The sequence below is a fragment of the Streptomyces sp. SudanB52_2052 genome (assembly GCF_964272415.1).
Lineage (GTDB): Bacteria > Actinomycetota > Actinomycetes > Streptomycetales > Streptomycetaceae > Streptomyces > Streptomyces olindensis.
Genome location: NZ_OZ186796.1, coordinates 3,354,116 through 3,371,768, shown reverse-complemented (window position 1 = coordinate 3,371,768; position 17,653 = coordinate 3,354,116). Strand labels below are relative to the sequence as shown.

Sequence of the window (17,653 nt, the reverse complement as noted above, 5' to 3'; positions counted from 1 at the left end):
GTCATCCGCGTGCCCGGCGCGCCATCTCGTGCAGCACCTCGGAGGTGGGCACGGGCGCCTGCCGGACACCGGTCAGTTCCTGCTTGAGGTAGGTGGTGGCCGAGGCGAACCCGACGGCGGCGCCCTGTGGCCGGAACCCGTGCCGGACGGCGAGCTGCCGCAACGCCGGGTCGCTGCCCAGGAGTTCGGCGAGCGCCTTGCCGTTCCCGGTGAGTGCCACGACCGTGTGGTCGCTGTTGACGGTGGTGTCGGGGTACAGCACGACGAGGTCACCGGGCTGCTGCCCGCCGGCGAGCAGCGAGGCGACCTGGGACTCGTAGACCAGCACCAGCGGGTTGCCCGCGCCGCTGACGAAGTCCCGGAAGACCGCGTCCGAGCCGGTCTGCTGGGCGCCCTGGACGGTGACGAGCTTCCTCAGCAGCGGCGCCGTGCGGTCGAGGTCGGCCTCGCTCGCGACGACCCGGCCGCCGTTGGCGACGTAGGAGGCGGCGGCGAGGTACAGCGCCCCGGAGTTGGAGGTCTTCGGATCGGTGCTGGAGATGAAGAGCGTGCCGCTCAACTCCCCGTGCCGGTCCGCGCCCTTGAGCTGCTGCCAGGTGCGGTCGTCCCGGGCGGCGTCGAGGTAGGCGCCCATCCTGAGGGTGCCGCGGTGCTCCGCGTCGAGCGACGCGAGTCCGTTCCCGGCGAGCACCTCGGCGGCGGCGCGATGGGCCACGACCACGAGGGGCGAGTAGAAGGGCCGGGGCAGCGCCCCGCGCACCTCGTACCGTTCGGCGAGTTCGACGGCGGGCGCCTGGCTGGACGGGAAGGCGAGGTCGTACCTCTTGAGGTCCAGGCCCTCCATGGCCCAGGACCCGGAGGTCTCCGCCTCGACGGTGTAGCCCTTGGAGGCGAGGGCCTTCACCACGTCGGGATCGGCGAAGAACTCCGCCTTCTCCGATCCGATCACCGCGCGCACGGTCTTCGTTGCCGTGCCGGTGTCCTCTCCTTGCCGGCCGGCCACGACGGCTGCCACCACGCCGCCGATCAGCACGACCGCGAGGACGATTCCTGCGATACGTCTCACGCCGGGGAGCGTGCTCCTGGAATCCAACGTTCCAGGACGGTCCGGGTGAACGGGGGATGACCGGGCGATCCCGGTATGCAACAGGAATGACGGGCTCCGCACCCGGGTACCCGAAAGCCCTCACGAAGGGGATTGTGGCGCCCGGTCCGCGCGTCGCTGCGGGTGCGCGCGGACCGGGGCCGTCAGGGGGAGCCCCGCAGGGCTCAGCGGGACGCGAGTGCGCGCGGCTCCAGCGCCGCCGCGTGGGCGTCCATCCGCTCGGCGGCCAGGATCGCGGCCGCCGTGTCGGCGCGGGAGGCGGCGACGACCAGGGCCCGGCCGGCCAGGGCGTGCGCCCGCCGGTGCAGGGCGGCGGCGTTCCGCTCGCGCCGCGTGCCGGTCACCCGGGCCGGGGCGGTGCCACCCCTCAGTCGGCCCACCTGCTCCGCGAGCCGCTCCGCCGCCGTGTCCAGGTCGGACGAGCCCTCCAGCGCGCGCAGCTCGTCCGTGACGGCGAGCAGGGCGGCGAGATGGCCCGCGAGCTGGATGTCCAGCTCTTCCTCACGGGAACGGTGGGGGAAGTCCGGGTGGGGGCCGTCCACCGTGCTGTGGACCGACTTGGTGCGGATCGGTTCGTACATGGGAGGGCCTCCTGAATGCTTGCAGGAAACCATCCTAGCTTAGATTTCGTCTAAAGTTGAGTTGCTCACAAAACCGGACTGACCGCATACATACCGTGAACGGAGTGCCGGGGTCAGGGCTGGCTGTAGCCGTCCAGGAAGTGCCCGATCCGCCCCACCGCGTCGCGCAGGTCCCCGACCGTCGGCAGTGTCACCACCCGGAAGTGGTCCGGCTCCGGCCAGTTGAAGCCCGTGCCCTGCACGACCATGATCTTCTCGCGCCGGAGCAGGTCCAGGACCATGCGGCGGTCGTCCTTGATCTTGAAGACCTTGGGGTCGAGGCGCGGGAAGAGGTACAGCGCCCCCTTGGGCTTCACGCACGTCACGCCCGGGATCTGGGTGAGCAGCTCGTAGGCCACGTCCCGCTGCTCGCGCAGCCGCCCGCCCGGCAGCACCAGGTCGTTGATCGTCTGCCGTCCGCTGAGCGCGGCGACCACGCCGTGCTGTCCCGGCATGTTCGCGCACAGGCGCATGTTCGCCAGGATCGTCAGGCCCTCGATGTAGGAGTCGGCGTGCGCCCGCGGCCCGGAGATCGACATCCAGCCCACCCGGTAGCCGGCCACCCGGTACGCCTTCGACATGCCGTTGAAGGTGAGGGTGAGCAGGTCGGGCGCGACGGCGGCGGTCGGCGTGTGCGTGGCGCCGTCGTACAGGATCTTGTCGTAGATCTCGTCCGAGCAGACCAGCAGGTTGTGGCGGCGGGCGATGTCGGTCAGGCCCTTGATCATCGCCTCGTCGTAGACCGCGCCCGTCGGGTTGTTCGGGTTGATGATCACGATCGCCTTGGTGCGGTCGGTGACCCTGCGCTCGACGTCGGCGAGGTCGGGCATCCAGTCGGCCTGCTCGTCGCAGCGGTAGTGCACCGCAGTGCCGCCGGACAGGGAGACGGCGGCGGTCCACAGCGGGTAGTCGGGCGCGGGCACGAGGACCTCGTCGCCGTCGTCCAGCAGGCCCTGCATCGCCATCACGATCAGCTCGGAGACGCCGTTGCCGATGAAGACGTGCTCGACGTCCGTCTCGATGCCGAGGGTCTGGTTGTGCATCACGACCGCGCGTCGGGCGGCCAGCAGGCCCTTCGCGTCCCCGTAGCCGTGGGCCGAGGAGACGTTGCGGAGGATGTCCTCCAGGATCTCGGGCGGGCACTCGAAGCCGAACGCCGCCGGGTTGCCCGTGTTCAGCTTGAGGATCCGGTGACCGGCCGCTTCCAGCCGCATCGCCTCCTCGAGCACCGGGCCCCGGATCTCGTAACAGACGTTGGCGAGCTTGGTCGACTGGATCACCTGCATGTCTGGGAGCTTACGGCCCGGTAACGCCTCTCGGGTCGTGTTTTCCGCCACGTGAGACGCGGCGATTTGGGTGGATATCGCCGCACGCTGTCCCACCAGCACCTCCTGTCCCTAGAATGCGCCGCCATGTCCAAGTCATTCGAATACGCCGACGGAGCGACCGGCGGCGAGCCCCAAGGGCCGCCGAACGTGTACCTGCCGCAGGCCGCCCCGCCCCCGGCATACGACGGGTACGCCGATCCGGCGGCGGCGCACGGATGGCAGGACGTGTACGGCGACACGGCCCCGGCGGGCACCGCGGGGGCCGTGGGGGCGGCGGGGGCTACGGCTACCGGAGAGGCTGTCGGCGCCACAGGGGTCGCAGGGGCCACAGGGGCCACAGAGGCACTCGGGGCCGCCGGGCTCACGGAGGCCATGCACGGCGCGGCGGGCGCGGGGGTCATGGGAGTCACCGGAGTCGCGGGAGCCCCCGGAGTCACGGGAACCGCCGGAGTCACGGGAACCGCCGGAGTCACGGGCGCCACCGGCGGCGCGGGGCTCACCGGCTCGGGCGACACGGGCGGCATGGGTGTGGACGCCGCGGGTGGCGCGGGCGGCGGCGTCGCGGGAGGCGCAGGAGGCGGCGCCACCGGTGCCGTGGGAGCCACGCACGCCAGGAACGTCACGGGCGCCGTCGGCACCGTGGGAGCCGCCGGCGCCGTGGGCGACACGCGCGAGCTGCCGGTGGTGCCGGCGGGGCGTCGGTCCGGGGCGGGGCATCGCGCCCGGCGGCGGACGAGTCCCTGGCGATCGCGCCGGGTGGCGGTCGCCGCCGGTGCCGTGGGTGCCGTGTCGGCGGCGGCTCTGATCGCCGGGTTCTCCTTCTCGGGGTCGCCGTCCGGGACGCGGGGCGGCGAGGGCGGCCGGAGCGGGCCGACGGTGGGGGAGTCGCCGGTCATGCCCACCGGCACCGACCCGGCCTCGACTCCCGCCGCGCCGCTCGCCGGCCGGCCGGCGGATCGCGGCGAGCCGTCCGCGACCGCGTCCGCGAGCCCGTCGGTCACCGCGAGCCCCACCCCGTCCGACGATGTGACAGACAACGCGCCGCCCCCGGCCGTCAACCCTCCGGCCGCCACCCCGACGACGTCCGCCCCCGACACCACCGCGACACCCCCGGGCAGAGCCGAGGGAAAACCGGGCCACGGCCCCGGTGGTACGAAGGGCCCCAAGTAGCCGACCGGTGAGGGCGGTTGAGTAGGGTCGGGCAGGACGCGCTGGTTCCGCTTGTGGAACGACTCCTTGCCCCGCCCGCCTTGCGACGATCACAATGTGCATGACAACACTGCGGGCGGCCGGAGGATTTCCGGCCGCCTCCGTCGCAAGAGGGGACCCCCCATGAGAAAACCTCTCGCCGCCGCGTTCTGCGCCCTGGCGATAGCCGGGGCCGGCGCGGCCCCCGCGACCGCTGCCGAGGCCGCCCCCACGGGCGTCGGCAAGGCCGCGGACACGGGCTCGGCCACGTCCGCCGTCTCGGGCGTGGTCTCGTCCGTGGAGCAGACGCTGGCCGGGCTCAACCCGTCGGCCAAGGCGGTCAACTTCGCCGGCACGGTCGCGCTCAGCAACTGCTCCGGCTCCGTCGTCCGCATGCCGGACTCCGAGAGCAACGACCCGGCGCTCGTGATGACCAACGGCCACTGTCTGGAGTCCGGCTTCCCCGGGCCCGGCGAGGTCCTCGTCGACAAGGCGTCCAGCCGCACCTTCAGCCTGCTCAACGCCTCCGGCTCGCGCGTCGCGACCCTGCGCGCCGCCAAGCTCGCCTACGGCACGATGACCGACACGGACGTCGCGCTGTACCAGCTCACCACCACGTACGCGCAGATCAAGAGCTCGTACAACATCAACGCGCTGACGCTGAACGACAGTCACCCGGTCGCCGGCACCGCCATCAGCATCCCCTCGGGCTACTGGAAGCGGATCTACAGCTGCTCCGTCGACGGCTTCGTGCCCACCCTGAAGGAGGGCGACTGGACCTGGAAGGACTCGGTCCGCTACACCTCGGCCTGCAACACCATCGGCGGCACGTCCGGCTCGCCGGTCGTCGACGAGGCCACCGGCAAGGTCGTCGCCGTCAACAACACCGGTAACGAGGACGGCGAGCGCTGCACGGTGAACAACCCCTGTGAGGTCGACGCGAACGGCACCGTGACCGTCCGCAAGGGCATCAACTACGCCCAGCAGACCTACGGGATCCCGGCCTGCTTCGGCATCGACAACAAGCTCGACCTGAGCGCGAGCGGCTGCACCCTGCCCAAGCCGTAAGGCGGCTTGTCCCGAGTCGTGGGGCAGGGTGCCGGCCGGGCGGTCACGCGGGAGGAGTCCTGCGGACCGCCCGGCCCGCCAGCACGTCCGTGCGCCGGCCGTCCTCGATCACGAACCGGCCGTCGACCAGGACGTACGGGATGCCCGTCGGGAGGCGGCGCGGCTCCGCGAAGGTGGAGCCCGCCGCGACCGTCGCCGGGTCGAAGAGCACCAGGTCGGCCACGTACCCCTCGCGGACCAGGCCCCGGTCCGGCAGTCGCAGCCGCGCGGCCGGACGCGAGGTGAGGTGCGCGACGCACTCCTCCAGCGACAGCACCCCCAACTCCCGTACATAGTGCCCGAGATAGTGGGGGAACGTGCCGTACGCCCGCGGGTGCGGCTTGGCGCCCTGGAGGATGCCGTCCGAGCCGCCCGTGTGCACCGGGTGCCGCATGATCTCCCGGACGTTCTCCTCGTGGCCCACGTGCTGGAGGATCGTCGGGGCCAGCCGGTCGGCCAGCAGCAGGGCGCGCGCGGTCACCCAGGGGTCCTCCCGCCGGACGGCCGCCGACTCCTCGATCGTCCGGCCCACGTAGTCGGCGAGGGCCGGATCGTTCACGCCCGAGATCTCGATGGTGTCCCACTCGACGGGCACGCCGTGGCAGCCGTCGGAGCCGGTGACCTCCAGGTCGTGGCGGATGCGTTCCGCCGTACCGGGGTCCGCCAGCCGCCTGAGGGTCTCCTCCGGGCCGCCCTCGCTCGCCCAGCTCGGCAGCACGGCCGCGAGCGTGGTGCAGCCCGGGGTGTAGGGGTACGTGTCGAGACTGATGTCCGCCCCGGCCGCCAGGGCCTCGTCCAGCAGGGCCAGCAGCTCCGGCGCCCGGCCCTTGTTCACGCCGAAGTTCATCGTGGCGTGGGCGAGATGGAGGGAGCAGCCCGCCTTCCTCGTCAGCGCGATCATCTCCCGGTACGCCGCCAGCGCGCCGGCGCCGTAGGAGCGGTGGTGCGGGCAGTAGTAGCCGTCGTAGGACGCCACCACCTTGCACAGCTCGGTCAGTTCGGCGTTCCGCGCGTACATGCCGGGCGTGTACGTCAGCCCCGACGACATGCCGACGGCGCCCTGCTCCATGCCCTCGGCGACCAACTGCCGCATCCGGTCCAGCTCGTCCGGGGTGGCGTCCCGGTCCTCCCAGCCGACGGCGAGAGCCCGGACCGTGCCCTGCGGGACGAGGTAGGCCGCGTTGACGGCGATGCCCCGGTCGAGCCGGTCCAGGTACTCGCCGACCGTGCGCCAGTCGAAGTCGATGTCGTCCCCGGGCCCGTTCCACCCGGCGATCGCCCGGCGCACCTCGTCGAGCGTGCGGTCGTCGACCGGCGCGTACGACAGCCCGTCCTGGCCGATCACCTCCAGCGTCACGCCCTGCGCGGCCTTGGCGCTGTGGTCGGGGTCGCGCAGCAGTGCCAGGTCGCTGTGGGCGTGCATGTCGACGAAGCCGGGGGAGAGGACCAGCCCTTCGGCGTCCAGCTCCCGGCGGGCCTTCGGCCGCTGGCAGCCGGCCGCCGCGGCCTCCTTGACGATCGAGGTGATCCGGCCGCCGTCGACGACGACGTCGGCCCGGTAGGAGTCGGCGCCGGAGCCGTCGACGACCTCGGCGTCCCGGATGACGAGCTCTTCCATCGCTTCGCGCCTCCTAGAAGAACGTGCGGACGTAGTCGACGACCGTGCCGTCCGCCTCGGCGACCGGGATCAGCTGCCACTTGTCGAACGAGGTGCACGGGTGGGACAGCCCGAGCCCGACCCAGTCGCCGACCCGGAGGTCCGCCTTTGGTGTGGTGCTCAGCCAGGCGTGCTGGTCGGACAGGGCCGTCACCGACACGCCGGTGGCCGGGCGCTCGGTGCCGTCCCGGCGGATCACCTGCGCGAACGGCAGGTCGAGGTCGTAGGCCGCGTCCCGCTTGCCCGCGTTGACGAAGGCCTGCTCGGCGGAGGGCCGTGACACCACCTGGGTCCACAGCCGGAACGCGGGCTCCAGGGCGCCCTCCTCGGGCACCCGGTTGAACGGGGTCAGCTTGCGGTAGTGGCCGTCGTCGTGCGAGACGTAGGCGCCCGAGCGCAGCAACTTCAGCACGGGCCGGGACAGTTCGGGGATCTCCGCGAAGACCTCGGCGACCGCGTCGAACCAGGCGCTGCCGCCCGCGCTGACGACGATCTCGTCCAGGCCGGTGAAGCGCCCCGCCTTGTCGAAGTCGGCGGCGAGCGCGACCAGCCGCCGCAGCCACGCCGTCACCCGCTCCGGGTCGGCCTTCGGCACCTCGCCCTCGTAGCCCGCGACGCCGACCAGCCGCAGCGTCCGCGTCGCGGCCACGGCGTCCGCGACCGCCGCGCACTCGGCCTCCGTGCGGACACCGGTCCGGGCGCCCTCACCGGCGGCGAGCTCGACCACGACGTCGACGGGGCGGGTGGCACCTCGCAGGGCCGCGTCCATCAGCTCGACCCCGCGCACGGAGTCGACGTAACAGACCAACGCGAAATCGGGGTCGGCGTCCAGCTCGGCCGCGATCCAGCGCAGGGCCGCCGCGTCGACCAGTTCGTTCGCGAGGAACACGCGCCGGGTGCCGAAGGCGCGCGCCACCCGCACCTGGTGCGGCACCGCGAGCGTGATGCCCCACGCCCCGTGCTCGATCTGGCGCTGGAACAGCTGCGGGGCCATGGAGGTCTTGCCGTGCGGCGCGAAGGCCAGGCCGTGTCGGGCCGCGTACGTCTCCATGAGCTTCAGGTTGTGCTCCAGGCGCTCGGCGGACAGCGCGAGCACGGGCGTGGCGAAGCCGCCGGTGAAGAGGTTGCGGCGCTGGGCGGCCAGCTCGCCGACCGTCAGCCCGTCGGCGTCCGGCGGGAGGCCCTTGAAGCGGTGGTCGACGCGCTCTGCGGCGAGCCGGGCGAGGGACTCGGCGGCGGTGTCGGCTGGCATGGAGCCTCCTGATCTGCGCTGTTGCACTCTATGCAACCTTCATTGCGTATGTCGCTGAACGCTGTCTAACATCTCGGCCACCGCCGGTCAATGAATCCGCCACCTACCGAAGCCGCCGAGGAGCTACGAGCATCGTGACCCCCACCGGACCCTGCGACACCCCCGACGTCGTGGACGTCGTCGCGCTCGGCGAGTCCATGGTCACGTTCCTGCCCACCCGGCCGGGCCGCCTCGCCGACGTTCCCTCCTTCGAGCGGGGGATCGGCGGGGCGGAGTCCAACGTGGCGTGCGTGCTGGCGGCGGCGGGGCACTCCGCGCGGTGGGTCAGCCGGGTCGGGGACGACCCCTTCGGCGATCATCTGGTGGAGGCGATCGGTGGCTACGGGGTCGACGTGGCGCACGTGCGCCGCGACCCCGACCGCCCGACGGGCATCTACTTCCGCACCGCCGGGGACCGGGCCACCGACGCGCACGAGGTGGCGTACTACCGGGCCGGCTCCGCCGCGTCCGCGATGAGCCCGACGGACCCCGACCCGACGGCGGTGGGCGCCGGACGCGTGCTGCACCTGTCCGGGATCACGGCCGCGCTGTCCGGCAGCTGCCTGGACCTGATGCGCGCGCTGACCGCACGCCGTCCCGGCCGCCCCCTGGTCTCCTTCGACGTCAACCACCGGCCCGGCCTGTGGCGCGACCTGGACGCACCCGGGGTCCTGCGCGACCTCGCCCGTGGCGCGGACCTCGTGTTCGTGGGTCAGGACGAGGCCTGGGGGCTGCACAGCGCCGAGGCCGTCCGCGCCGCCCTGCCCGAACCCGAGGTGCTGGTCGTCAAGCAGGGCGCCGCCGGAGCCACCGTCTTCGACAAGCAGGACGTCACCTTCGTCCCCGCACCGCGGGTCGAGGTCGTCGCCGCCGTCGGCGCGGGCGACGCCTTCGCCGCCGGGTTCCTCTCCGCCACCCTGCGCGGACTGCCCGCCCGGGACCGGCTGCGGCACGGGCACCTCATGGCCGCCGCCGCCCTCACCGCACCCGGTGACCTCGCCGCGCCGCCCGCCCGGGAGCACGCCGACCGGCTCGCCGCCCTGGACGACGCGGCATGGGGGAGACTGCGACTCGGCCCCGGCTGGACCGAGGACGTCCGGCGGGCCGACGAGGAGGTACGTACGCCATGAGCCAGACCGTCGACCGCGCGCTCAGCATCCTGCCGCTGCTCGCCGAGGGCCCCGCCGACCTGGGGCAGGTCGCCGACCGCCTCGGCGTCCACAAGTCCACGGCCCTGCGCCTGCTGCGCACCCTGCACGAGCACGGCCTGGTCTACCGCCAGTCCGACCAGCGCTACCGCCTCGGCGCCCGCCTCTTCGCGCTCGCCCAGGAGGCCATGGAGAACCTCGACGTCCGCGAGATCGCCCATCCCCACCTGGTCCGCCTCAACGAGAGCTGCGGGCACACCGTGCACCTCGCCGTGTACGAGGAGAACGAGGTCCTCTACATCGACAAGGTGGAGAGCCGCTACCCGGTGCGGATGTACTCCCGCATCGGCAAGCCCGTCGCCATCACCGTCGCCGCGGTCGCGAAGCTGCTCCTGGCCGACCTGCCCGAGCACGAGCGGCGAGCCGTCGCGGAGAAGCTCGACTACCCCCTGTACACGGCCCGTTCGACCCCCAACGCGAGCGCGTTCCTGCGCGAGCTGGAGAAGGTGCGCGAACAGGGCTGGGCCACCGACCTCGGCGGCCACGAGGAGTCCATCAACTGCGTCGCGGCGCCCATCCGCGGCGCCGACGGCCGGGTCGTCGCCGCGATGTCGGTCTCCGCGCCGAACGTCGTCGTCACCGCCGACGAACTCCTCACCCTCCTGCCGCTGGTGCGCCGCACGGCGGACGCCATCAGCGGGGAGTACTCCGGCAGAACACCAGTGAAGGGCACCGTATGACGGACAAGATCGCACTCACCCCGAAGACCCACACCACCCCGCCGGCGAAGTTCTCGCACGGGGTGCGGAAGGGCAACATCCTCCAGGTCGCCGGCCAGGTCGGCTTCCTGCCCGCCGAGGAGGGCAAGCCGCCCACGCCCGCCGGGCCGACCCTGCGCGAGCAGACCCTCCAGACCCTGGCCAACGTCAAGGCCATCCTCGAAGAGGGCGGCGCCTCCTGGGACGACGTGATGATGATCCGCGTCTACCTGACGGACGTGGCCCACTTCGCCGAGATGAACGAGATCTACAACGCGTACTTCGAGGAGCAGGGCCTGACCCAGCCGCCCGCCGCGCGCACGACCGTCTACGTCGGTCTCCCCGCGGGCCTCCTCATCGAGATCGACGCGCTCGCCGTCCTCGGCTGACCCACCCCCCGATTCCCGCACGCCCGTGAGGCGCGGCGCCCCGATGCGCCGCGTCGCGCTCCCCCCTACCCAGAAGCTGCATGCACTTACGCAGAGGACCCCCGCATGTCCCATCCGCTCGCCGCGTCCGCCCCCGCCGAGACACCGCCCCACACGGGAGGACTGCTCCTCCTCGTCGACGGCACCGCCGGACTCCTGCTCACCGCCGCGCTCGGCATCGCGCTGCTGCTCTTCCTCATCATCAGGGTCAGACTCCAGCCGTTCGTCGCCCTGCTGGCGGTCTCCATAGCCGTCGGCCTCGCGGCCGGACTGTCGGTCACCGAACTCTTCGGCACGGTCCAGAAGTCGGACGCCGTCTCCACCATCGAGTCGGGCATGGGCGGCATCCTCGGCCATGTCGCGATCATCATCGGCCTGGGCACCATGCTCGGCGCGATCCTCGAAGTCAGCGGCGGCGCGGAGGTCCTGGCGGGCCGGCTGCTCGGCCTGTTCGGCGAGAAGCGCGCACCCCTCGCCATGGGCCTGACCGGCCTGATCTTCGGCATCCCCGTCTTCTTCGACGTCGGTATCTTCGTCCTGGCACCGATCGTCTACGCCGCCGCCAAGCGGTCCGGCAAGTCGATCCTGCTGTACTGCCTGCCGCTGCTCGCGGGCCTGTCGGTCACCCACGCGTTCCTGCCGCCGCACCCCGGCCCGGTGGCCGCCGCCGCTCTCCTCCACGTCGACCTCGGCTGGGTCATCCTCATGGGCGTCGTCTGCGGTCTGCCCGCCGTGGTGGCCGCGTGGGCGTACTCGGCGTGGATCGGCCGCCGCATCTTCGTGCCCGTGCCGCAGGACATGGTCGAGGCGGCCGAGGAGGCCAAGCAGGCCGTCGTCGACGAGCAGCGGGCCGCGGGCGTGGCGCCCAGCGAGCAGCCGGTCTCCCTCGGCACGGTCCTCGGCATCATCGGCACACCGCTGGTCCTCATCCTCGCCGCGACCTTCTCGTCGATCGCCCTGGACCCGTCCACGCCGCGCTCGGTCATCGAGTTCTTCGGCAACCCGTTCGTGGCGCTCACGATCGCGCTGTTCCTCGCGTACTACCTGCTGGGCATCCGCCGCGGCTGGTCCCGCAAGTCCCTGGAGACGGTGTCGACCGCGTCCCTCAAGCCGGTCGGCAACATCCTGCTGGTGGTCGGCGCGGGCGGCGTCTTCGGCGCCGTCCTCAAGGCCAGCGGCGTCGCCCAGGCCCTCTCGGACACGTTCAACGACGTGGGCCTGCCGGTGATCGTGCTGTCCTACCTGATCTCCGTGGTCCTGCGGGTGGCCCAGGGCTCGGCGACGGTCGCGATCGTCACGACGGCCGGCATCGTGGCGCCGCTGCTCGCGGAGGGCGACCACTCGCAGGCCTTCGTCGCCCTGGTCATCATGGCCATCTCCGCCGGCTCCATCTTCGCCTCGCACGTCAACGACGGCGGCTTCTGGATGGTCGCCAAGTACTTCGGCATCAGCGAACGGGACACGCTCAAGACGTGGACGGTGCTGGAGAGCGTGCTGTCGGTGGCCGGGTTCGTGGTGGCCGCCGTGCTCAGCCTGTTCCTGTAGGGGCCCGCAACCGCCGTGGGGCGGCCGGTTCTTGTAGGCGTCTGATAACGAAGTCGGGGCCGACTGTGTGCGGCACAGGTTTCTCGACCATACTGCTCCGCTGTGGAGCAGCGCATAGGTTCGAGCAGCCAGCCCCTGGAGGGCGCCGGATTCGACCCGGCCTTCATCCCCGGGCTCACCTCACCCGCGTCCGCCCGGACGGAGGAGGACGGGCCGGAGAAGGAGCCTGAGGTCGCCGAGGAGGCCGAGGAGGCCGCACCCGAGGCGGAGGAGAAGGACACGGCGTCCTCCCCCGAGCCGGAGGAGGACGCCGCGGTCGACGGTCCCGTCTTCGAGGCGTCCGACCGCCGGGCGCGGATCGTCGCCGACCACAGAGGCGTACGGCTCTGCCTGGACGACCAGGAGTGCGAGTTCCGCTGGGACGAGATCGGCGCGGTGGAGACGGAGACGGCACGCTTCGGCAAGCGCTACACCGTCACCGTCCACACCCCTGACCGGCGCTGGTACCCGATCGAGATCGAGGCACCGGCCAGGAGCCGGTTCGCCGAGTGGGACGAGCAGTTGGACGCGGTACTGGACGCCTACTTCGACGAGAACGCCGAGTAAGGGGCGCGGGGAACCGCGCACCTCAGCTGCAGTACTGGGCTTCCTTCCCGATCGACCTGTACATGCAGTCCGCGTTCTCCAGCAGTTGCAGCACCGCGTCCCGGTTACGGGAGGTCTCCCGCTCGATCACCTCGTCGGGCGGGTAGAACCCACCACCACCCGACCTCGGGTACATCTCGAACGTGTAGCCGAAGATCTTGTGCACGCCCCAGAGGTAGTCGTCGATCGACCCGTCCGTGATGTACAGGTCACTGGACTGCTCCGCCGTGTACCCGTTGCTCGCGGCCATCTTCTGCCCGACCGCCTTGAACGCCGCGTTGTCGTCGGCCGTCATCCCGGTCGTCGTGTCGGAGTACGTGTAGCCGAACGGCCACAGCACCAGCTCGCTGTACGTGTGGAAGTCGACCCCGGCCCTGATCTGCTGCTTGCCGCCGACGACCCGGCTGCGCACGAAGTCGGCGACGACCTTCACCTCCGGCGCGGACTCCGCCGCGGTCCCCCGGTAGGTGTCCGAGGACGTCGACCCCGAGGAGCCGCCGCAGCAGCCCCAGCGGTAGTTCCAGTTGCGGTTCAGGTCCGTGCCGACGTACGAGGAACCGGAGTTGGGCTGCCGGTTCTTGCGCCACGAGCGGTAGGACCCGGTGGCGATGTCGTACTCGCCGCCGTCCGGGTTGATGTCCGGCACGATCCAGATCTCACGGTTGTTCACCATGCTGGTGACGCGGGAGTCGGAACCGTAGTCGGAGGTCAGCTCGCGCAGCAGGTAGAGCGCCATCTCGACGGTGAGGTGCTCGCGGGCATGCTGGTGGTGCGTGAACAGCACCTCGGGCTCGGACTCGTCGCTGCCGACGTTGTCGCTGATCTTGATGGCGACGATGTTCCGGCCCTGGTACGACTTGCCGATCACGCGCTGGCTCGCGATCGACGGGTTGGCCGAGACGATCGAGTTGATCTCGTTCGTCATCTCCGCGTAGTTGTGGTATTTCGAGTCGGCCGACGGGAAGTCGAAGACCCGGACGTCGTCCTCGCCGGCGGACCGGTCGGGCACCGCGCCGAGCGGGGTGACCTCGTAGCCCTGGGCGCGCAGCTTCCTGATCTGGTCCGCGCGGCCGGAGACGACGACCCCGTGACCGTGTGCCTCGTCGACGGTCACGCCCGCGCGCTGAAGCGCCGTGCGGTCCTTGGCCGTCGAGTGCAGGTGGATCTCGTACTGCCGGACGTCGTCCGCCGCCGGAGCGGCCTTGGGCGCGCTGTCGGCGGTGGCGTCCGGTGCCGTCGCGGAGAGGGGCGCCGCGAGGGCGAGGGCGAGGAGGGCGGCGATGGCGGCGGTGCGTCTGCCGCTGCGGGCGCCGGAGCCTCGTATCCGAAGTCGCATGAAATCTCCTTGTGGGAGGTGGGGTTGGTTCCGTGCGACGTACGTGGTGCGGGTGGCGCACATCGTTCAGGCAATGGCATGAGCAGGTCAAGACCGAAAGTGGCCGTGCAGTGTACGCGTACGGCGCGGCGGTCGAGAGGGAGCGGCCGAAGTGCACCCACGGGTGTGACCCGAGCGTGCATATATGTACGCAACCGGGAGAGAGTGTGGGTCCGCGCAAGGGGAGCCGGAGTGTCCGGATCCCCGGACCACACCCCCAGAGGACTGGCTGATCATGGGCGGATCAGCGCCACGACGGGACCAGCACCTACCGGCCGAGACGACCAGTTTCGTCGACCGGCGTGGCGAACTGACCGAGGGCCGCGAACTGCTGGCCCGCGCACGACTGGTGACGCTGACCGGGCCGGGCGGCGTCGGCAAGACCCGGCTCGCCGCACGCATCGCGGCCCGGGTGCAGCGCGCCTTCCCGGACGGAGTGCGCTTCGTGCACCTCTCCGGACTCCACGACCCGGCCCTCGTCCCGCTCGCCGCCGCCGACGCGCTGGGGCTGCACGACCACTCACCCCAGCCGCCGCTGGCCGCCCTCGTCGAACAGGTACGGGAGCGGCGGCTGCTCCTCGTCGTCGACAACTGCGAGCACCTCGCGGGCGCCTGTGCCCAGCTCGCCGCGGCGCTGCTGCGCGGCACCGAGGGGGTCCGGATCCTCGCCACCAGCCGGCACCGGCTCGGCCTCACCGAGGAGCACCTGCTGGAGGTACGGCCCCTGCCGGTGCCCGACCCGGACAGCGACCTCTCCGCCGCCGAGGGGTATCCGGCCCTCACGCTCTTCGCCGACCGGGCCGCGGCCGTCGTCCCCGGCTTCCGCCTCACCCCGGCCAACCGTGCCTCGGTGGCCCGCCTCTGCCACCGCTTGGACGGCCTCCCCCTCGCCATCGAACTCGCCGCCGTGCGCATGCGCGTCCTCGACGTCGACCAGCTCCTGGACCGCCTCGACGACCGCTACCGCTTCCTCACCACCGGCAGCCCCGCGGCCCTGCCCCGCCACCAGACCCTGCGCGCCGCGGTCGCCTGGAGCCACGACCTGTGCACCGGCCCCGAGCAACTGGTGTGGGCCCGCCTGTCGGTCCTGGCGGGCGGCTTCGACCTGGAGACGGCGGAGGCGGTGTGCGCGGACGACGGCCCGGAAGGAGCCCCCGGGCACGCCGAGACCCAGCGACCGTGCACCGACCGAGCGTTCCCACACACGCAGGCGTCCACGGACGGCCCAGGTGAAGCGGACGGGCCCGGTGAAGCGGACGGCCCTGGTGAAACGGACGGGTCCGGTGAAACGGACGGGTCCGGGGAACGGGTCCGGCCTGGGTCGGCGTCGACGGGGGGCCTCGGTGAATGGGTCCGGCCCGGGTCGGCGTCGGCGGACGGGTCCGGGGAACGGGTCCGGCCTGGGTCGGCGTCGGCGGACGGGTCCGGGGAACGGGTCCGGCCTGGGTCGGCGTCGGCGGGGGGCCTCGGCGAAGGGGTCCGGCCCGGGTCGGCGTCGGCGGAGGGCCTCGGCGAACAGGTCCGGCTCGGACCGGCGTCGGCGGGTGACCCCGGGGAACGGGTCCGGCCCGGGTCGGCGTCGGCGGGGGGCCTCGGTGAATGGGTCCGGCTCGGACCGGCGTCGACGGGCGGCCTCGACGAAGGGACCGGTTCCGCGCCGGCGTTCACGGCCGGTTCGGCGCCCGCGTTCACGGCCGGTTCCACCCCCGCGTTCACGGCCGGCACCCATCAAGGCCCCTGGCCCGCGCAGGCGCTCCCGGCCGTCCCCGGCCCAGGGCCCCGGCCCGTGCATCCGCTCCCGGCCGGTTCCGCGGTACCGGCTGCCCGGCCCGCCCAGGCGCCCACGGGAGCCGTGGCCCTGCCTCTCCCCGTCGGCACCCCCGGCACGGACCCGAACCTGTGCCCCGCCCACGCCCCCGGCGCGGACCCGGCCCTGCATACCACCTACGCCCCCGGCGCGGACCCGAACCTGTGCCCCGCCCACGCCCCCGGCGCGGACCCGGCCCTGCGTACCGACGACGTCCTGGAAGCACTCGCCGGGCTCGTGGACAAGTCCGTGCTCTGCCGGGAGCCGGGGCCGGGCGGTGCGCGGTACCGGCTGCTCGACACCCTGCGGCAGTACGGGCTGGAGCAGCTGCGGCGGACGCCCGGGGAGGAGGGCGCCGCCCGGCGACGGCAGCGGGACTGGATCCTGCGGCGGGCCGAGGACTGCGAGCGCGCCTGGTTCGGGCCCGGGCAGCCGGAGGCCGTCGCGCGACTGCGCGCCGACCAGGACAATCTGCGCGCCGCCCTCGACTTCAGCCTCTCCACCCCCGGCGAGGCACGCGCCGGGCTCCGCCTCGCCGGTGCCCTCTGGTTCTACTGGCACGCCTGCGGCGCCCCCCGCGAGGGCCTCTACTGGCTCGACCGGGCCCTGGCCGCCAACCCCGAGCCGACCCGGGAACGGGCCCGCGGCCTGTGGGTCGCCGGGCTGCTCGCCGCCGCCACCCAGGACTTCCCCCGGGGCCGCCGCCACGCCGCCGACGGCCTCGCCCTCGCCCGCGCCCTGGGCGACACCGCCGAAGCCGCCCACGCCGAGTACGTCATCGGCGTCATCCGGCTGTTCGGTGACGACCTGCCCGGCGCGCTGAGGCACTTCGAGTCCACCGTCGCCCGCGGCCCCGTGCCCGGCCAGCACCTGAGCCTCGTCGGCCTCGACCAGGTCGAACTCGCCTGCGCGCTGGGCTACCTGGGCGAGGCCGACCGGGCCGTCGAGGTCTGCGAACGGGCCCTGCGGCTGTGCGAGCGGCACGGCGAGCAGTGGGTGCGGTCGTACGTGCTGCGCATGCTCGCCCTCGCGCACACCGTGCGCCGCGACTGGCCCCGGGCCGAACGGCACGCCCGCGAGGCCCTGCGCCTGAAACTCGCCGTCCACGACGTCATCGGCATGGCCCTCACCCTCGACCTGCTCGCGTCGATCGCGACCGCACGCGGCGCCCACGAGCACGCGGCCGTGCTGCTGGGCGGCGCCGACCGCGTCTGGGCCGACATCGACACCGGCCGCTGGGGCGCGCACACCCTCAACTCCGCCCGCCGCGACAGCGAGGAGAGGACCTGCCGGGCCCTGGGACGCGAGGCGTTCGAACGGGCGCACCGGCGGGGCGGCGGTCTCGGACTCACCGAACTCGTCGGCCACGCGCTCCGGGAGCCGGCCCGCCCGCACCCCGGTGAGTCCCCCGGAGGAGGCCGGGCGCCGCAGGAGGACACCGCGGTCCGCCTGACCCGCCGCGAGACGGAAGTCGCCCAGCTCGTCGCCGAAGGGCTCGCCAACCAGCAGATCGCGGACCGCCTGGTGATCGCCCGCCGTACCGCCGAAGGCCATGTGGAACGCATCCTCAGCAAGCTCGGCTTCAGCAACCGCAGCCAGATCGCCGCCTGGGTGACGGCACAGCGCTGACCCGACCGCACCCACACCCACC

At 72.7% G+C, this 17,653-nt stretch carries 14 protein-coding genes; 8 read left to right on the top strand and 6 right to left on the bottom strand.

All coding sequences use genetic code 11. The features are described 5' to 3' along the window. Position 1 precedes the first annotated feature (1 nt). The 3 genes from ACSUPV_RS14720 to ACSUPV_RS14710 form a co-directional block, all read right to left on the bottom strand. Positions 2–1,066, bottom strand: coding sequence for a substrate-binding domain-containing protein (locus tag ACSUPV_RS14720; protein WP_436947631.1), 1,065 nt, complete (start codon positions 1,064–1,066; stop codon positions 2–4). A 203-nt stretch (positions 1,067–1,269) separates the two neighbouring features. After that, a complete protein-coding gene (locus ACSUPV_RS14715) occupies positions 1,270–1,686 on the bottom strand; it encodes a hypothetical protein (RefSeq protein ID WP_031119737.1) in 417 nt (138 codons plus the stop codon). Positions 1,687–1,799: 113 nt separating this feature from the next. Continuing rightward, positions 1,800–3,011, bottom strand: coding sequence for a pyridoxal phosphate-dependent aminotransferase (locus tag ACSUPV_RS14710; protein ID WP_436947630.1), 1,212 nt, complete (start codon positions 3,009–3,011; stop codon positions 1,800–1,802). Positions 3,012–3,137: 126 nt separating this feature from the next. Here ACSUPV_RS14710 and ACSUPV_RS14705 point away from each other — a divergent pair, with 126 nt between their 5' ends. Both ACSUPV_RS14705 and ACSUPV_RS14700 read left to right on the top strand, forming a co-directional pair. Further along, a complete protein-coding gene (locus tag ACSUPV_RS14705; RefSeq protein ID WP_436947629.1) occupies positions 3,138–4,223 on the top strand; it encodes a hypothetical protein in 1,086 nt (361 codons plus the stop codon). A 162-nt stretch (positions 4,224–4,385) separates the two neighbouring features. Beyond that, complete coding sequence (locus tag ACSUPV_RS14700) at positions 4,386–5,309, top strand: S1 family peptidase (RefSeq protein WP_031119734.1); 924 nt, start codon at positions 4,386–4,388, stop codon at positions 5,307–5,309. Positions 5,310–5,352: 43 nt separating this feature from the next. On the opposite strand, the gene ACSUPV_RS14695 is transcribed toward ACSUPV_RS14700, so the two are convergent. Next, positions 5,353–6,966 carry an N-acyl-D-amino-acid deacylase family protein gene (locus ACSUPV_RS14695; protein WP_382612731.1) on the bottom strand — a complete coding sequence of 538 codons (1,614 nt, stop codon included), beginning with the start codon at positions 6,964–6,966 and terminating at the stop codon, positions 5,353–5,355. Positions 6,967–6,979: 13 nt separating this feature from the next. Continuing rightward, positions 6,980–8,257, bottom strand: coding sequence for an amino acid deaminase (locus ACSUPV_RS14690; RefSeq protein ID WP_436947628.1), 1,278 nt, complete (start codon positions 8,255–8,257; stop codon positions 6,980–6,982). 134 nt (positions 8,258–8,391) lie between these two features. On the opposite strand from ACSUPV_RS14690, the gene ACSUPV_RS14685 reads away from it, so the two are divergent. The 5 genes from ACSUPV_RS14685 (at position 8,392) to ACSUPV_RS14665 (ending at position 12,781) form a co-directional block, all read left to right on the top strand. Then, complete coding sequence (locus tag ACSUPV_RS14685) at positions 8,392–9,426, top strand: sugar kinase (RefSeq protein WP_031119731.1); 1,035 nt, start codon at positions 8,392–8,394, stop codon at positions 9,424–9,426. Next, entirely contained in the window at positions 9,423–10,184 is a 762-nt protein-coding gene (locus ACSUPV_RS14680; protein WP_031119730.1) for an IclR family transcriptional regulator, read from the top strand. Before ACSUPV_RS14685 ends, ACSUPV_RS14680 begins: the two co-directional genes overlap by 4 nt. Beyond that, positions 10,181–10,591, top strand: a complete 411-nt coding sequence (locus ACSUPV_RS14675; protein ID WP_031119729.1) for a RidA family protein — start codon at positions 10,181–10,183, stop codon at positions 10,589–10,591. The genes ACSUPV_RS14680 and ACSUPV_RS14675 overlap by 4 nt, the downstream gene beginning before the upstream one ends. Positions 10,592–10,696: 105 nt before the next feature. Then, the gene (locus ACSUPV_RS14670) at positions 10,697–12,175 is read left to right on the top strand and encodes a GntP family permease (RefSeq protein WP_031119728.1); all 1,479 of its coding nucleotides are present in this window, start codon (positions 10,697–10,699) and stop codon (positions 12,173–12,175) included. A 102-nt stretch (positions 12,176–12,277) separates the two neighbouring features. Further along, entirely contained in the window at positions 12,278–12,781 is a 504-nt protein-coding gene (locus tag ACSUPV_RS14665; RefSeq protein WP_031119727.1) for a hypothetical protein, read from the top strand. 22 nt (positions 12,782–12,803) lie between these two features. Here the strand turns inward: ACSUPV_RS14665 and ACSUPV_RS14660 are convergent, their stop codons facing one another. Continuing rightward, on the bottom strand, positions 12,804–14,156 hold the full coding sequence (locus ACSUPV_RS14660) for a M14 family metallopeptidase (RefSeq protein WP_031119726.1): 1,353 nt from the start codon (positions 14,154–14,156) through the stop codon (positions 12,804–12,806). A gap of 274 nt (positions 14,157–14,430) precedes the next feature. Here ACSUPV_RS14660 and ACSUPV_RS14655 point away from each other — a divergent pair, with 274 nt between their 5' ends. Continuing rightward, positions 14,431–17,631 (top strand): ATP-binding protein, encoded by a 3,201-nt coding sequence (locus ACSUPV_RS14655; protein ID WP_436947627.1) that lies wholly within the window; start codon positions 14,431–14,433, stop codon positions 17,629–17,631. The last annotated feature ends 22 nt before the right edge of the window (positions 17,632–17,653 follow it).